Annotated in this window: 15 protein-coding genes; 9 read left to right on the top strand and 6 right to left on the bottom strand. The window is 73.1% G+C overall.

Going from position 1 to position 15,462, the window contains the following annotated elements:
• Nucleotides 1-17 precede the first annotated feature (17 nt).
• Nucleotides 18-1,865 carry a phosphatidylglycerol lysyltransferase domain-containing protein gene (locus ACN9MM_RS17640; RefSeq protein ID WP_426364515.1) on the bottom strand — a complete coding sequence of 616 codons (1,848 nt, stop codon included), beginning with the start codon at nucleotides 1,863-1,865 and terminating at the stop codon, nucleotides 18-20.
• A gap of 165 nt (nucleotides 1,866-2,030) precedes the next feature.
• Between ACN9MM_RS17640 and ACN9MM_RS17635 the strand changes: the two genes are divergently transcribed.
• Nucleotides 2,031-3,143 carry an alpha/beta hydrolase gene (locus ACN9MM_RS17635; RefSeq protein WP_426364514.1) on the top strand — a complete coding sequence of 371 codons (1,113 nt, stop codon included), beginning with the start codon at nucleotides 2,031-2,033 and terminating at the stop codon, nucleotides 3,141-3,143.
• A 16-nt stretch (nucleotides 3,144-3,159) separates the two neighbouring features.
• Here the strand turns inward: ACN9MM_RS17635 and ACN9MM_RS17630 are convergent, their stop codons facing one another.
• Entirely contained in the window at nucleotides 3,160-4,155 is a 996-nt protein-coding gene (locus tag ACN9MM_RS17630) for an ABC transporter ATP-binding protein (RefSeq protein ID WP_426364513.1), read from the bottom strand.
• 143 nt (nucleotides 4,156-4,298) lie between these two features.
• Between ACN9MM_RS17630 and ACN9MM_RS17625 the strand changes: the two genes are divergently transcribed.
• The 5 genes from ACN9MM_RS17625 to ACN9MM_RS17605 all read left to right on the top strand — a co-directional run bounded on the left by ACN9MM_RS17625 (nucleotide 4,299) and on the right by ACN9MM_RS17605 (nucleotide 8,348).
• Nucleotides 4,299-4,985, top strand: a complete 687-nt coding sequence (locus ACN9MM_RS17625) for an ABC transporter permease (RefSeq protein ID WP_426364512.1) — start codon at nucleotides 4,299-4,301, stop codon at nucleotides 4,983-4,985.
• A gap of 1 nt (nucleotide 4,986) precedes the next feature.
• Nucleotides 4,987-5,661 carry an ABC transporter permease gene (locus ACN9MM_RS17620; protein WP_426364511.1) on the top strand — a complete coding sequence of 225 codons (675 nt, stop codon included), beginning with the start codon at nucleotides 4,987-4,989 and terminating at the stop codon, nucleotides 5,659-5,661.
• A 5-nt stretch (nucleotides 5,662-5,666) separates the two neighbouring features.
• Entirely contained in the window at nucleotides 5,667-6,665 is a 999-nt protein-coding gene (locus ACN9MM_RS17615; protein WP_426364510.1) for an ABC transporter substrate-binding protein, read from the top strand.
• A 130-nt stretch (nucleotides 6,666-6,795) separates the two neighbouring features.
• A complete protein-coding gene (locus ACN9MM_RS17610) occupies nucleotides 6,796-7,863 on the top strand; it encodes a hypothetical protein (RefSeq protein WP_426364509.1) in 1,068 nt (355 codons plus the stop codon).
• Nucleotides 7,860-8,348, top strand: coding sequence for a GNAT family N-acetyltransferase (locus tag ACN9MM_RS17605; RefSeq protein WP_426364508.1), 489 nt, complete (start codon nucleotides 7,860-7,862; stop codon nucleotides 8,346-8,348). The genes ACN9MM_RS17610 and ACN9MM_RS17605 overlap by 4 nt, the downstream gene beginning before the upstream one ends.
• Nucleotides 8,349-8,366: 18 nt before the next feature.
• On the opposite strand, the gene ACN9MM_RS17600 is transcribed toward ACN9MM_RS17605, so the two are convergent.
• Together ACN9MM_RS17600 and ACN9MM_RS17595 are read right to left on the bottom strand one after the other, a co-directional pair.
• Nucleotides 8,367-9,509 (bottom strand): NADH-quinone oxidoreductase subunit D, encoded by a 1,143-nt coding sequence (locus ACN9MM_RS17600; RefSeq protein ID WP_426364507.1) that lies wholly within the window; start codon nucleotides 9,507-9,509, stop codon nucleotides 8,367-8,369.
• A 174-nt stretch (nucleotides 9,510-9,683) separates the two neighbouring features.
• Complete coding sequence (locus ACN9MM_RS17595; protein WP_426364506.1) at nucleotides 9,684-10,715, bottom strand: SAM-dependent methyltransferase; 1,032 nt, start codon at nucleotides 10,713-10,715, stop codon at nucleotides 9,684-9,686.
• Between the two features lie 100 nt (nucleotides 10,716-10,815).
• Here ACN9MM_RS17595 and ACN9MM_RS17590 point away from each other — a divergent pair, with 100 nt between their 5' ends.
• Together ACN9MM_RS17590 and ACN9MM_RS17585 are read left to right on the top strand one after the other, a co-directional pair.
• The gene (locus ACN9MM_RS17590; RefSeq protein ID WP_426364505.1) at nucleotides 10,816-12,018 is read left to right on the top strand and encodes a sensor histidine kinase; all 1,203 of its coding nucleotides are present in this window, start codon (nucleotides 10,816-10,818) and stop codon (nucleotides 12,016-12,018) included.
• 22 nt (nucleotides 12,019-12,040) lie between these two features.
• A complete protein-coding gene (locus ACN9MM_RS17585; protein WP_426364504.1) occupies nucleotides 12,041-12,724 on the top strand; it encodes a response regulator in 684 nt (227 codons plus the stop codon).
• A gap of 67 nt (nucleotides 12,725-12,791) precedes the next feature.
• Here the strand turns inward: ACN9MM_RS17585 and ACN9MM_RS17580 are convergent, their stop codons facing one another.
• Entirely contained in the window at nucleotides 12,792-13,880 is a 1,089-nt protein-coding gene (locus ACN9MM_RS17580; RefSeq protein WP_426364503.1) for a DUF5937 family protein, read from the bottom strand.
• A gap of 132 nt (nucleotides 13,881-14,012) precedes the next feature.
• On the opposite strand from ACN9MM_RS17580, the gene ACN9MM_RS17575 reads away from it, so the two are divergent.
• A complete protein-coding gene (locus ACN9MM_RS17575; protein WP_426364502.1) occupies nucleotides 14,013-14,216 on the top strand; it encodes a hypothetical protein in 204 nt (67 codons plus the stop codon).
• A gap of 47 nt (nucleotides 14,217-14,263) precedes the next feature.
• Here the strand turns inward: ACN9MM_RS17575 and ACN9MM_RS17570 are convergent, their stop codons facing one another.
• On the bottom strand, nucleotides 14,264-15,436 hold the full coding sequence (locus ACN9MM_RS17570) for a threonine aldolase family protein (protein ID WP_426364501.1): 1,173 nt from the start codon (nucleotides 15,434-15,436) through the stop codon (nucleotides 14,264-14,266).
• Between the last annotated feature and the right edge of the window lie 26 nt (nucleotides 15,437-15,462).

Below are 15,462 nucleotides of genomic sequence, written 5' to 3'. Positions count from 1 at the left end.
AGGGCCCAGGGGTGATATCAGGCCGCGCGGACCTCTCGGTCGGCCGTCTGGGCGGGGACGATGTGGGCGCAGGGGCGGGGGGCCGGGGCGGGGCGCCTGCGGGTGAAGGGGCGGGGCAGCGAGAGGTGTACGAAGCCTTCGGCCTGCATGGCGGCGAAGCCGATGCGGGGGAGGTCGCGGCTCTTGCGGTAGACGACGAAGCGGGGTTCCCAGCGCGGCCGGAACTTGGCGTTGAACTTGTAGAGCGACTCGATCTGGAACCAGCGGGAGAGGAAGACGAGGAGTCCGCGCCAGACGCGCAGGACGGGGCCCGCGCCGATCTTCTCGCCGCGGGCGAGGGCGGCGCGGAACATGGCGAAGTTGAGGGACACGCGCTCGATGCCGAGGCCGGGGGAGGCCTGGAGGGCGGCGACGATGAGGAGCTCGTTCATGCCGGGGTCGGCGGAGCGGTCGCGGCGCATGAGTTCGAGCGACATGCCGTCGGGGCCCCAGGGGACGAAGTGGATGACCGCCTTGAGGTCGCCGTAGGGGGAGTCCGTGCCGTCGGTGTCGTCGGCCTTGTGGGCGGTCGCTATGACGGCGTCGCCGTCGCCGGGGGCGCCGATGCGGCCGAGGGCCATGGAGAAGCCGCGCTCGGTGTCGGTGCCGCGCCAGTCGGCGGCGGCGCGGCGGACGCGTTCGAGTTCCTCGTCGTCGAGGTCACGGACCCGGCGGACCTGGGTGGTGTAGCCGTTGCGTTCGATCCGTTTGACCATCTGGCGGACGTTGCGCATGGCCCGGCCGGAGAGGGAGAAATCCGCGACGTCGACCACCGCCTCGTCGCCGAGTTCGAGGGCGTCGAGGCCGGTCTCGCGGGTCCAGACCTGGCCGCCGGTCTCGGAGCAGCCCATGACGGCGGGGGTCCAGGAGTGTGCCTTGGCTTCGTCCATGAAGCGTTCGATGGCGCCGGGCCAGGCCTCGACGTCGCCGATGGGGTCGCCGCTGGCGAGCATGACGCCGGAGACGACGCGGTAGCAGACGGCGGCCTTGCCGCTGGGGGAGAAGACGACGCCCTTGTCGCGGCGGAGCGCGAAGTGGCCGAGGGAGTCGCGGCCGCCGTGCTGGTCGAGGAGGGCGCGCAGCCGGGTCTCGTCGTCGTCGGTGAGGCGTGCGGCGGGGTGTTCGGGGCGGAAGGCCAGGTAGATGGTGGTGAGGGCGGTGAGCATGCCGAGGGCGCCGAGGGAGTAGCCGACGGTCCAGTCGACGCCCTTGGTGTAGGCGACGGGGCCTTCGACGCCGAGGAGTCCGTACAGGACGTGTTCGAGGCGGTCGGTGAGGCTGGGGCTGCCGACGACGCGCCGGGGGTGGGCGCTGACGATGACGAGGCCGAGGGCGATGGATCCGGCGCCCATGACGACGAAGTTGGCGAGGGCCCGCCAGCGGCTGCGGGGGTCGGGGAGGGCGGCGAACTCGCTCCGATGGCGTACGAGGAGGGTGAGGAGTGCGAGGGAGAGGAGGGCGCCGAGGACGGAGTGGCGCCAGACGAACTGGGCGACGGCGCCGAGGGGGAGCAGGACGACGGCGGCGCGCCAGGCCCGGCGTTTGTGCCGCTTGAGGCCGTGGGCGAGGAGCAGGAGGAGGACGCCGGCGCTGAGGGAGAGGGCGGCGGAGAGGGGGCCGAGGGTGCCGGGGAGGACCTCGGCGACGGCGTGCATGCGGCTGACGCGGAAGCGGGGGAAGACCCCCGCGGTGATGTCGATGAGACCGATGAGGGTGGCGGCCGTGCCGACGAGGCCCGGGACGTTCTCGGGGCGGGGGCCGCGGAGAATCCGCCGCACCCGAACCGGAACCAATCCTGATTTGTCCCCATCTACCGTGACAGACATGGCTTCCCGTACTTCCCGTGGTCCTGCGCAGGGTCTTTGACTCCGGTCGGGCCCTGCGGCGCGTTCGGCGGGCCGTTCCGGCTGGTGCGCCTTCTATGACGGCGGCGCGCGGGACCGGGTTCATTCGCTCACAGGAAAATCTCGGAAAGAAGGCTCGGTCGTCTCATGGGTCTCACCAGTGACAAAGTCCTCGTGTCGGCCGTGGCGCTGGCCGTGGCGCTGTTCCTGGCCACGGTCTGGATGTGGCCGAGGCTCGCGCGGCGCGGCTGGCGGCCGGTCGTGGGCCGGGTGGGGCTGCTGCTCATGACCCAGGTGGCGCTGTTCGCGGCGGTGGGTCTCGCGGCGAACCGGTCGTTCCTGTTCTACGGCTCGTGGGCCGACCTGTTCGGTCAGGAGCAGGAGATGGGGGTGGTCGTCGACCACGCGGCCGGCTCGAAGGACGTCCGGGTGGTGGAGACGCAGACGCTCGACGTGCCGGGCGGTGGGCGTCCCTCGGTCGGGGGGCAGATCCAGAAGGTCGTGGTGGCGGGGGAGCGGTCGGGGATCGCCTCGCCCGCGTACGTGTACCTGCCTCCGGAGTACTTCCAGCCGCGGTATGCGAAGCGGACGTTCCCGGCGGCCGTGGTGCTCACGGGGTATCCGGGGACGGCGGAGAACCTGATCAAGGGGCTCAAGTACCCCCGGACGGCGTACCTCCAGGCGAAGGAGGGGCGGATGCAGCCGATGATCCTGGTGATGCTCCGTCCGACGGTGGCGCCGCCGCGGGACACCGAGTGCGTGGACGTCCCGGGGGGCCCGCGGACGGAGACCTTCTTCTCGGAGGACCTGCCGAAGGCGGTCTCGGGGACGTACCGGGTGGGGGCGAAGCCGCGGAACTGGGGCTTCATGGGGAACTCGACGGGCGGGTACTGCGCGCTGAAGATCGCCCTCCACCACCCGGACCGGTTCGCGGCGGGCGCGGGCTTCTCCGCGTACTACAAGGCGGCGGAGGACGTCACCACCGGGGACCTGTTCCACGGGGACGACGCCTTGCGGCGCCGGGGCGACCTGCTGTGGAGCCTGGACCACGGGCGGCAGGGGAGCACGTCGTTCCTGGTGACGTCGTCGAAGCGGGGCGAGGGCAACCTGAAGGGCACGCGGCAGTTCATCGAGAAGGTGAAGAGCCCGGCGGAGGTCTCGTCGATCGTGCTGGAGAGCGGCGGCCACAACTTCAACACGTGGAACCGGGAGATCCCGCCGGGCCTGGTCTGGATGGCCGGGAAGCTCAGCGCCACCTAGGGGGTGTCTTGCCGGCCTAGGAGGTGCCCTGTGGCGTCTCCTGTGCCGCCGAGGCCCGGCGCAGGGCGCGGTGGACGCCCGCCGGGGTGAGGACGCCGAGCGGCCGGCCGTCGTCGCCGGTGACGGTGAGGCGGCCGGCGTCGTGCTGGAGGAGCGCGGCGAGGGCGTCCTTGAGGGAGGTCCCGAGGGGTACGGGGGCGGGGGTGCCGTCAGCGGTGGCTTCGGCGTCCTTCGCCCACGGGTCGAGGTCGGTCTCGGTGACCGGGGTGACCGCGAGCCGCTTGAGGCCCCGGTCGTTGCCGACGAAGTCCGCGACGTACGGGGTGGCGGGGGTGCCGAGGACGGTGGCGGGCGTGTCGAACTGTTCGATGCGGCCCTGCCCGTAGACGGCCATGCGGTCGCCCATGCGGACGGCCTCCTCGATGTCGTGGGTGACGAGGAGGACGGTCTTGCGGACGGTGGCCTGGAGCGTGAGGAACTCGTTCTGGAGGCGCTCGCGGACGACCGGGTCGACGGCGCCGAACGGTTCGTCCATGAGGAGGACGGGCGGGTCGGCGGCGAGGGCGCGCGCGACGCCGACGCGCTGGCGCTGCCCGCCGGAGAGCTGTGCGGGGTAGCGCGAGCCGTAGACGGCCGGGTCGAGGCCGACGAGGTCGAGGAGTTCGGCGGCACGCGCGCGTGCGGCGGCCTTTTTCCAGCCGAGGAGGGCGGGGACGGTCGCGGTGTTGTCGAGGACCGTGCGGTGGGGGAAGAGCCCGACCTGCTGGATGACGTAGCCGATCTTGCGGCGCAGGGCGACCGGGTCGACGCCCGCGATGTCCTCGCCGTCGACGAGGACGCGGCCCGAGGTCGGCTCGACGAGCCGGTTGACCATCATCATCGTGGTCGTCTTGCCGCACCCGGACGGGCCGACCAGGGTGACGAGTTCGCCCTCGGCGACCTCGAAGGAGAGGTCGTCGACGGCCGTGGTGCCGTCGTCGTACCGCTTGGTCACGTGCTCGAACCGGATCATGGTTCCCCATTCTGGCCCCTGGGCGGCGGGGGTGTGTGAAGGGCGTGTTGCCGCATTGTGGCGGGTCTCGGGGATTGTCGGTGGCGGGGGTTAGGGTCGTCACACAAGCGTTCGGGAGGGCGGACGACACGGGGGGAGGGGCGATGAGCGAGCAGAACTGTCTGGTCACGAACGACTGGATCTGCGGTGAGTATCTGCGCACGCGCCGGGCGGAGTTGACGGAGGCGCTGCTCCAGCATGTGGGAATCACGGTCGTGTCCGTGCTGATCGCGCTCGCCGTCGCGGTGCCGCTCGCCCTGCTCGTGCGCGCCAGGCCCCGGTTCGCCGGCCCGGTCCTGGGTCTCACGACCCTGCTCTACACGGTGCCGTCGCTCGCGATGTTCTCGCTGCTGCTGCCCCTCTTCGGTCTCTCGGCCGCGCTCGTCGTGACCGGCCTCGTGCTGTACGCGCTGACGATCCTCGTGCGGAACACGCTGGCGGGGCTCGCCGCCGTGCCGGCCGAGACGCGGGAGGCCGCCCGGGGCATGGGGTACGGCTCGCTGCGGATGCTCTGGCAGGTCGAACTCCCGCTGGCACTGCCGGTGCTGATGGCCGGGGTGCGGATGGCGACGGTCTCCACGGTCGCGCTGACGACGGTCGGTTCGGTCGTCGGCCGCGGGGGCCTGGGCAACCTCATCGAGGACGCGCTGCCGACCTTCTTCAAGGCGCAGATGCTCGCCGCCTCGGTGCTGTGCGTGCTGCTCGCCGTCACCGCCGACCTGTTGCTCCTGGGTCTCCAGCGGCTGCTGACGCCGTGGACCCGGATACGGACCGCGCCGGGAGGTGGGTGAGATGGGCATCGTGACGGACGCCTGGGGCTGGCTCACCACCGGCGCGCACTGGACGGGCGAGGACGGCATCGGGCAGCGGCTCGCCGAGCACGTGTACGTGAGCGGGGCCGCGCTCCTCGTCGCCTCGGCGCTCGCGCTGCCGCTGGGCCTGTGGCTCGGCCACCTCGGCCGGGGCGGGGCCCTCGCGGTGAACGTGTCCAACGTGGGGCGGGCGATCCCCGTCTTCGCGGTGCTCGCCCTGTTCATGGTGTCGCCCCTGCGGAACGCCGGCTATGTGCCGACGGTGGTGGCCCTGGTGCTCTTCGCGGTACCCCCGCTCCTCACCAACGCGTACGTGGGGGTGCGGGAGGTCGACCGGGCCGCGGTGCGGGCCGCCCGGGGCATGGGGATGACGGGCGTCCAGCTCTTCTTCCGGGTCGAACTCCCGCTGGCCCGCCCGGTGGTGATGACCGGGGTCCGCTCGGCCGCGGTGCAGGTGGTCGCCACGGCGACCGTCGCCGCGATGGTCGGGCAGGGCGGTCTCGGCCGGATCATCACGGCCGGCTTCGCCACGTACGACACCGCGCGGGTCGTCGCGGGCGCCGTGCTCGTGGCGCTGCTCGCCCTCCTGGTGGAGGGCGTCCTGGTGGCCGCGGACCGCCTCTTCGACCGACACAGACGACTTGTCGAACACTGACTGGGATGGGTGATCTCGTGAACAGGGTCTCGCGTATCGCGGGCGCGCTGCTGGGTACGGCGGCGCTGACCGTCGCCCTCGCCGCGTGCGGCGGTGACAGCCTGGAGGAAGGCAAGAAGAAGGACTCCGGCGGTTCCGGCGCCTCCGGCGGCGGGGAGAAGGGTTCCCTGGTGGTCGGCGCGGCCGCCTTCACGGAGGCCAAGGTCCTCGCCGAGCTGTACGCGCAGTCGCTGCGGGCCGAGGGATACTCCGTGTCCATCACCACGGTGAAGAATCGCGAGCTGTACGAACCCTCGCTGGAGAAGGGCGAGATCGACGTCGTCCCGGAATACGCGGCGACGATCGCGGAATTCCTCAACGCGAAGGTGAACGGCCCGAAGGCGCCCGAGGACAAGCCGGTCGCCTCGGGCGACGCGACGGCCACGGTCGACGCGCTGCGGAAGCTCGCCGAACCGCGCGGTCTGAAGGTGCTCGCCGCCGGAGAGGCGGTCGATCAGAACGCCTTCGCGGTGACGAAGGAATTCGCCGCGAAGAACAAGCTGACGACCCTTTCCGATCTCGGCCGCGCGAAGCTGAAGGTGAAGATCGCCGCCGGTGACGAATGCGCGGTGCGGCCCTTCTGCGCACCCGGTCTGAAGAAGACGTACGGGATCGACGTGGCCGGGATCGACCCCAAGGGCGTCGGAACGCCGCAGGCCAAGCAGGCGGTCAAGGACGGGGTGGACCAGCTCGTCCTGACGACCACCACGGACGCCACGATCGACAGCTACGGCCTCGTCTTCCTCACCGACGACAAGAAGCTGCAGAACGCGGACAACGTGCTGCCCGTGCTCAACGCCAAGGACGCCGGCGCTCCGGAGATAGCCGCCGCCCTGGACAAGATCACCAAGGTGCTGACCACAGCGGATCTCGCCGAACTCAACCGCAAGGTGGACGCCGAGCGGGCGAAGCCGGAGGACGTCGCCAAGGAGTATCTGGAGACGAAGGGGCTGCTCAAGAAGTAGTCGGCGGGGGAGGCGAGTCGGCCCGAAACGGAACCGGAACCGTCGATATCCACTTCTGATGGCGAGAAGTGGCCAAGTGATTGCCGGGCCGACGCCCCACATGGCGCCTACGCACGGTAAATTTCAGGCCATGCCACGTGGACGCCACCGCCATTCCCCGCCTCTGCACAAGCTGCTGCCGCCCTCCGCGGTCGCCGGCGCCGCGGTCGTGTGCGCCGCGGCCGCCTGGCTGCCCGGCGACCCGGTGATCGCGCGGCTGCTCGCGGCCGCGGCGGCCGCCGCCGCCGTCACCGGTGCCGTCCTCATGCGCAGTTGGGACCGCGGCGCCGGCCTGAAGGTCGCCGAGCTCGACCGCGCGCGCGCCGCCGACCAGTGGAAGGCCGAGGAGCGCACCGCCGAGCTGGAGACCGACCTGGAGGAGTCCCGCGCGCTGCGCGTCCGGCTCGACGCCAAGCTCCGCGCCAAGCGCGTGGAGCTCGCCGGACTGCGCGGCGAGCACGCCGACCTGCTCCGCCGGTACGCCACCGCGGAGACCGAGCGGGCCAGCGCCCTGGAGGGCCGCCGCGTCCTCGCCCTGGAGGCGAGCGGCCCCGCCGAGGCCAAGGCGCTGCCGGCCGCAGGCTCCACGCACACCCCGGAGGCCTTCCGCCGCGCCGCCCAGGCGCTGCGCGACCTCCCGCGCAACGCCGCGGCCCAGCAGGCCCGCCGTACGGCCGAGGCGGCCCGCGCCCGCGACCTCGCCGAGCGGGCCCGGGAGACGGAGGAGCCGCAGGGGAAGCACGCGGCGGCCGCCGGAACCGAGCAGCACAGCCGTACGGCCGCCGCCCCCGCGCTCCCGCCGGCCTCGCAGGCCAGGGCCGCGGCCCTTCCGGCGGTGCCGGTCGCGGCCGCGATCGCCCCGTACGCGGCCCGCAGGCCCGTCCCGCGCCCCGAGGGCGGCTTCGACTTCTTCGGTACGCAGAAGGCGGCGGCCGTCATCGAGGCCGTGCAGAACACCGACCTCGCCGACGTCGTCGGCGAGGAGGTCCTCGAAGAGGCCCTGGCCTCCGGGACCCCGCTGCTCACCCCGGTCGCCGCGCCCCTCGCTCCGCAGGTCACGGCGCCGCCGCGGGCGATCGGCCAGGTCATCGACCTGACCGCGCACGACGAGACGGAACAGCTGGACGTGGCCGAACTGCGGGGCGCGGTCAACTCGTGACGTACCGCCTGACCCGCGTCACGGCCGGGGACCTCGCGGCCCGCCGCGACGAACTCCTCGCCCTGTGCGCCCAGGCGTTCTGCGGCGACCCCTGGCACGAGCCGCCGCTCGGCGCCGTACGGACCGTCGACAGGCTGCTGGGATCGGCCGGCGGGAGGGAGGACTTCACGGCGGTGGCCGCGCTCGACGCCGAGGAGGCCCTCCTCGGGTTCTCCGCCGGCTGGACCGACACGGTCCTCTCCGGGGCCGCCTCCGCCTTCGAGCTCGCCGAACTCGTCGTCGCCCCCGGCCACCAGGGGCAGGGCATCGGCCGCAGGCTCCACGACGAGCTGCTCCTGGACGCGGTCCCCGGACCGGCCCTGCTCATGACCCTCGACGTACCGGAACTGACGGACCGGTACACCCGCTGGGGCTGGACCGTCGTCGACCGGCAGCGGCCCGGCAGGGAATCGCGGGACTACGTCGTGATGCGCCGGGCCCGCTGAGGCCCCGCCCGCCGCCGGCTACTTGTCGATGTCGCCGACGACGAAGAAGAGCGAGCCCAGGATCGCCACCATGTCGGCGACGAGCGTCCCGGGCAGCAGCTCCACCAGCGCCTGGATGTTGTTGAACGAGGCCGAGCGCAGCTTCAGCCGGTACGGGGTCTTCTCGCCCTTCGACACCAGGTAGTAGCCGTTGACGCCGAGCGGGTTCTCGGTCCAGGCGTACGTGTGGCCCTCCGGCGCCTTGAGCACCTTCGGCAGCCGCTGGTTGATCGGGCCCGGCGCCAGCTCGGCCATCCGGTCCAGGCAGGCGTCCGCCAGGTCCAGCGAGTTGTGCGTCTGGTCGAGCAGGCACTCGAACCGGGCGAGGCAGTCGCCCTCCTGCCGCACGGCGACCCGCAGGGTGTCCTGGAGCTCCCCGTACGCGAGGTACGGCTCGTCACGGCGCAGGTCGAAGTCGACGCCCGAGGCGCGGGCGATGGGCCCGGACACCCCGTACGCGTGGACGGCCTCCGGGCTCAGGACGCCGACCCCGCGCGTACGGCCCCGGAAGATCTCGTTCCCGAGGACGAGCCGGTCGTACACGTCCATCCGCGACCGCACGTCCGCGACGGCCTGCCGCGCCCGCCCGAGCCAGCCGGCGGGCAGGTCCTCCTTGAGACCGCCGACCCGGTTGAACATGTAGTGCATCCGGCCGCCGGAGACCTCCTCCATCACCGCCTGGAGCTCCTCGCGCTCCCGGAAGGCGTGGAAGACGGGGGTGATCCCGCCCAGTTCGAGGGGGTACGAGCCGAGGAACATCAGGTGGTTGAGGACCCGGTTCAGCTCGGCGAGGAGCGTCCGCGTCCACACGGCCCGCTCCGGGACCTCCATGCCGAGCATCCGCTCGACGGCCATGACGACGCCGAGCTCGTTGGAGAAGGCGGACAGCCAGTCGTGGCGGTTGGCCAGCATGATGATCTGCCGGTAGTCCCGCGCCTCGAAGAGCTTCTCGGCGCCCCGGTGCATGTAGCCGATCACCGGCTCGGCGTGCCGGACGACCTCGCCGTCGAGCACGAGCCGGAGCCGGAGCACGCCGTGGGTCGAGGGATGCTGCGGCCCGATGTTCAGCACCATGTCGGTGCTCTCCGCCGCGCCGCCGATTCCGACCGTCGTCTCCGTCATGCGGTCAGTATCCCCTGCCGCTCCCGGCCCCCGGGCCCCTGCCCGGAGGACGGACCGGGCGGGTCCGGACGACGGACCGGGCGCGGCCCGCAGGGCGGACCGGCGGAGTCCGGAGGACGGACCGGGCAGGGTCCGAGGGTGACCGGGCAGGGTTCCGAGGGCTGACCGGGCGGGTCAGCGGGTGGCGCCGGCCGGGACCCGCTGGGTCAGCCAGAGGAAGTCGCCGAGACCGCCCCGGGCGGTGAGCTCGGCCGCCTCGCCGGCGGCGGCGAGCGCGCGGACGTACCCGGCGGGGTCGGTCGAGGCGAGCGCGAGCGCGGGACGCTCCCCGGACACCCCGAGCCGCCCCAGCGCCTCCCGCTGCGTCACCAGCTCGGCGCGGGGGAGCCCGGGCCCGGCCTGGGGGGCGCCGGTCGCGCCGCGGTCCCCGGCCTCCGCCGCGAGGCTGCCCCCGCACGCGTCCAGTGCCACGTGGGCCGTCACGTCGCAGCTGCCGTCCGGGACCGGCGGGACCTCACGGCCCGCGCGGAAGCCCGTCAGGGTGCCGAAGGGCGGCCGGGAGGCCCGTACGTGCGCGTAGTCCACGGCCACCGCGCGGCCCGCCGCGAGACGGGCGACCGCCGCCGCCCAGGCCGCGTCGCGGGGCCGCCCGATCTCGGCCCGCGTGCCCGGCTCCCGCAGCGGCCACCAGCGGGCCAGCCAGTCGGCGTCCGGGCCGGTGACGGGGGCGCCGAGCCGTTCGGTGCCGTCCGGCGCGACCTCCACGTACCGGACCGTGCCCTCCGCGTCCGCCTCGGCGACGTCCACCGGCACGTTGTCGAGCCACTCGTTCGCGAAGAGCAGCCCGCGCACGCCCCGCGGCACCCGGTCCGTCCACTCCACCCGCGGGTCGAGCCCGGCCGGGCGGGCGGCACGCTCGACCGCGTACGCCCGCACCGTCAGCGAGGACCCGACGGCATGGAGCACCGCCGTCAGGAGCTCGCCGCGGCCCGCGCCCACGTCCACCAGGTCGACCGCGTCCGTGCCCAGCTCCTCCGCGACCTCGCCGAGCAGCCGGCCCACTGCCGCCGCGAAGAGCGGAGAGGCGTGCACCGAGGTGCGGAAGTGCCCCGCGGGACCCTCGGGGCGCAAATAGAAGCCCCAGGGGCCGTACAGCGCCCGCTCCGTGGCCTCCCGCCACCCCTGCCACTGACACGTCTCATCCATCACGTGCCCCAGTCTCCACCTCGGGGAGTACGGGTCCCGCGTCAAGGATCGACCCCACGGTTGATCCCTGCACCTATCCCCTTTCCCTACTCTGGGTGACGTGCAGCGCCTCTACGACTTCATCCGCAGACACCCGACGGGCGTCGACGGCTTCTGGGCCGTCGTCCTCCTCGGGTTCTCCCTGCTGTGGGTGGGCACGACCTACCCGGCGGTGGACCACCCCGTCGCGTACGGCCTCGTCGCCGCGCTGTTCTCCCTGGTCGTGGCCCTGCGCCGGCGGGCCCCGGAGAAGATGCTGGTGCTCGCGGTCGCGCTGGGCGTCGCCCAGCTCGCCTTCGGCCTGGTGCCGTTCATGGCCGACTTCGCCATGCTCGTGATCATCTTCACCGTCGCCGCGCACGACGGACCCCGCTGGGCCTCCCGGCTCGCGCTCATCGGCGGACTGAGCGCCTCCACGCTCTCGCAGCTCAGATGGCCCCTGGAGGCCCAGAACTCCGGCGCGGCCAAGGTCTTCTTCACGATCATCATGACCGTGCCTTTCGTCCTCGCCTGGGTGCTCGGCGACTCGCTCCGCACCCGCCGCGCCTACTTCGCGCAGCTGGAGGAGCGGGCCTCCCGCCTGGAGAAGGAGCGTGAGGCCCAGGCCAAGGTCGCGGTCGCCGCCGAGCGCGCCCGGATCGCCCGCGAGCTGCACGACGTCGTCGCGCACAACGTGTCGGTGATGGTGGTGCAGGCCGACGGCGCCGCCTATGTCATGGACTCCTCTCCGGAGACCGCCAGGCAGGCCCTGGAGACGATCTCCACGACGGGCCGGCAGGCGCTCGCCGAGATGCGCCGGCTCCTGGGGATCCTGCGCACCGGCGAGCACCAGGAGGCCGGGGAGTACGTGCCGCAGCCCGACGTGCGGCAGATCGAGGACCTGGTGGAGCAGGTCCGGGGCGCCGGTCTCACCGTCGACTTCGCGATCGAGGGGAGCCCGCGCCCGCTGCCGAGCGGCGTCGAGCTCACCGCGTACCGGATCGTGCAGGAGGCCCTGACCAACTCGCGCAAGCACGGCGGGCCGGATGTCGGCGCCAGCGTGCGGCTCGTCTACTTCGACGACGGCCTCGGACTGCTCGTCGAGGACGACGGTCGGGGGGCCCCGCAGGAGATGTACGAGGACGGGGGCGCCGACGGGCGGGGCCATGGTCTGATCGGCATGCGCGAGCGGGTCGGCATGGTCGGCGGCACCCTGGACGCGGGCCCGCGTCCGGGCGGCGGTTTCCGGATCAGCGCCCTGCTCCCCCTCAAGCCCGCTCACTGACGACCCCTAAGGAACTGACCTGATGTCCATCCGCGTGATGCTCGTCGACGACCAGGTGCTGCTGCGGACCGGTTTCCGCATGGTGCTCGCCGCCCAGCCGGACATGGAGGTCGTGGCGGAGGCGGGCGACGGCGTCGAGGCCCTCGAAGTGCTGCGCTCCACGGCCGTCGACGTCGTACTGATGGACGTGCGCATGCCGAAGCTGGACGGGGTGGAGACGACCCGGCGGATCTGCTCGCAGCCGGATGCCCCGAAGGTGCTGATCCTGACCACGTTCGACCTCGACGAGTACGCGTTCTCGGGGCTGAAGGCGGGCGCGAGCGGCTTCATGCTGAAGGACGTGCCGCCGGCCGAGCTGCTCGGTGCGATCCGCTCGGTGCACAGCGGCGACGCGGTGGTGGCGCCCTCCACCACGCGCCGGCTCCTGGACCGCTTCTCGCCGATGCTGCCGTCCTCGGGGAAGGACCCGCAGCACAAGGAGCTGGAGCGGCTGACGGGGCGGGAGCGCGAGGTGATGATGCTGGTCGCGCAGGGCCTGTCGAACGGCGAGATCGCGGCCCGGCTCGTCCTCTCCGAGGCGACGGTGAAGACGCACGTGGGCCGCATCCTGACCAAGCTGGGCCTGCGCGACCGGGTCCAGGTCGTGGTCCTGGCGTACGAGACGGGCCTGGTCCGGGCGGGCGGAGGCGCCGCCCAGGGCTTCTAGGGCCTGCCGGGCGACGACGGGAACTTCCAGGGCCTGCCGGGCGACGGCGGGAAGGTGACGACAGGCCCTAGCGGAGGACCGACTCCAGGAAGTCGCTGCCGAGGCGGGCGACGACGGAGAAGTCGAGCTGGTGCAGCACGTAGCGCCCCCGGCGCTGGGTGGTGAGCAGGCCGGCCTTCTTCAGGACGGAGAGGTGGCGGGAGACCTCGGGGGCGGTGATGCCGTACGCGTCGGCCAGCTCGCTCGTCGAGTACGCGCCGCGCGCCAGGTTGCGGCACAGCCGCATCCGCATGGGGTGGGCGATGGCCTCCAGGCGCAGCTTGACCGTCTCGACGGGCTCGGAGCCACCGACGTCGCGGGTGGCGGCCGGGTACTGGATCACGGGCTGCCAGCCGGGCGCGCTCGTGGCGAAGAGGTGCGGCCAGCCGAACGCCGTCGGCACCAGCGTCACGGCGGTGCCCTGGGCCTCGGTGCGGCCGTGGACCAGTTTGTCGACGACGATGCGGCTGCCCCGCTCCCCCTCCTCCAGGCTGAGCGCGGGCGAGGCGGCCGTAAGGGCCTCGGCCAGGCCCTTGCGGCGCAGCAGCTCGGTCTTGTGGCGGGCGTCGGCGGCGAGCTGGACGCGGACGCGGCGCCAGGTGTCGGCGAAGAACGCCTCGTCGCAGTCCTCCAGGAGGCGGCGGATCCATGCGCGGGTGGCGGTCGGTTCGGCCAGCATCTGCTCCACGAAAGCGGCCTGGCGCGGTCCGCGCGCGGCGGCCAGGTCGAGGGCGCGGCGGCGGGACCGCTCGTCGACCAGCGGGGAGGGGATGCCCTCGGAGTAGCGGCTGCTGCAGGAGATCTCCAGGGCGGCGCCGACGAACGTCTCGTCGCTCATGCGGTCGACGTCGTCCAGCTCCTCGGCGAGGGTCTCGCGCGGCTGGGCGGGCAGCAGGAAGTCGGAGCGGGTGGACCGCCACATGAAGTCGGCCTCGTGCAGCCGGTCCGCGAGCTCCGGCTTCATCGCGGAGGAGGTGGCGGTCGTCCAGGCGTGCAACCGCGCGTGGTGGGCGGGCTCGGCGAGGGCGTGCAGGGCGTTGCCCAGCTCGGCCAGCGGCGAGGGGCAGAAGGTGATCCGCTCGTGCGGCAGTCCGGTGATGTCGATGGTCACGCTCACCCGCCCATGGTGCGGGGTGGGGCGGGGGAGGTGTCGCCCCGTTTGACGGGAGCCGTCAATCGACGGGCCCCGAATTGACGGGGGCGGTCAATCCGGGGGCGGGTCCGCGGCGGCGCGGCGCACGGTGAGGACATGAACGCACTGCACCAGTACCTCTTCGACTCCTACCGTGCCGCCTCGCTCGGCGACCCGGCGCCGCCGGTGCCCGGCACCCACGACGTCGCCGTGCTGCGGGCCCTGCGCGACCACCGCCGCTTCGAGCGGGTGGTGGCGGGCCGCCCGGCGCGCGGTGACGTCCGGGCGGCCCTGAACCGATGGCTGCACCGCGCAGCCTAGGGGCGTCCTGTCGATCAGGCCCGCGACAGGACGCCCCCGGGGCGCCGTCACCCCTCCACGCGCGCCAGGAAGTCCCGTACCGCCTCCTTGACGTCCTTCGCCGTCCACTCCAGACCGGGTTCCGTCACCGTCAGCTCCGTCACCGCCACCCCCGGCGGGCCGCCCGCGCCCGGGGTGAACCAGCGGCGGAAGAGCGCCGTGCCGGTGTCCTCGGTCTGGGCGAGGGCCGCCGCCGTCAGGACGTCGGGGTCGTACGGCAGCCAGACCTGGAACTGGTGGGTGTGCGGGGTCTCCGGGTGGATCCGGGACCAGCCGGTGCCCGCCTCCGCGAACGCCTCCCGGATCGCGTCGGCCACCACGCGCGCGTGCGCCACGTACGAGGGCAGCCGGGGCAGCTCGACGTCCAGGCCCCGGAGCGCGGACAGCGCCGCCGGGTAGTTCTGGAAGACCAGGCCGCCGTACCGGTGGCGCCAGACCCTGGCCTCCTCCATGACGTCCTCGGGACCGGCGAGCACGGCCCCGGACATGCCGCCGAGGGACTTGTAGAACGACACGTACACGCTGTCGGCGAGCGCGGTGATCTCCGGGAGCCCCCGGCCGAAACGCGTCGTGCACTCCCACAGCCGGGCGCCGTCGAAGTGGACCACGGCGTCCCGTTCGCGGGCCGCCGCCACCACCTCGGTCAGCTCCTCCCAGGTCGGCAGTACGAAGCCGGCGTCCCGCAGCGGCAGCTCCAACATCAGCGTCCCGAAGGGCTCAGGGTGGTCCCGCACCTCCTCGGCGGTCGGCAGCCGGGGCGCGCCGGTCGGGTGGACGGTGCGGAGCCCGGAGACGGTCCCGAACGCCCCGTCCTCGTGGACCTCGGGGTGGGCGAGCGGGTGGAGGGCGACGACGGGGCTGCCGGTGCGCCCGGCCCAGCAGCGCAGCGCCACCTGCTGGGCCATGGTGCCGGTCGGGAAGAACACGGCCGCGGGGAGGCCGAGCTCCTCGGCGACGCGCCGCTCCAGCTCCTCCACGAGCCCGTTCCCGTACGTGTCGAGAGGGGCCTCCTCGTGGCCGGCGGCCTCCGCCCAGGCGGCCAGTTCCCGCAGCCGCGCACCGACCGTGCCGTCCACCGAGGTGGCCCACAGTCTGCGCTCGGCGCCGCCCCACACCTTGGCCCGGTGGATCCGGGCCGCTTCCTCGTCCACAGGGGTCTCCGCAGGAGTCACAGGATTCATGGGCCGATCATCACACCACCGCCCAC

It is taken from the genome of Streptomyces sp. E-08 (genome assembly GCF_049913095.1).
Lineage (GTDB): Bacteria > Actinomycetota > Actinomycetes > Streptomycetales > Streptomycetaceae > Streptomyces.
The sequence above is the reverse complement of the archived record's forward strand: the minus strand, read 5'-3'. Positions and strand labels throughout refer to the sequence as shown.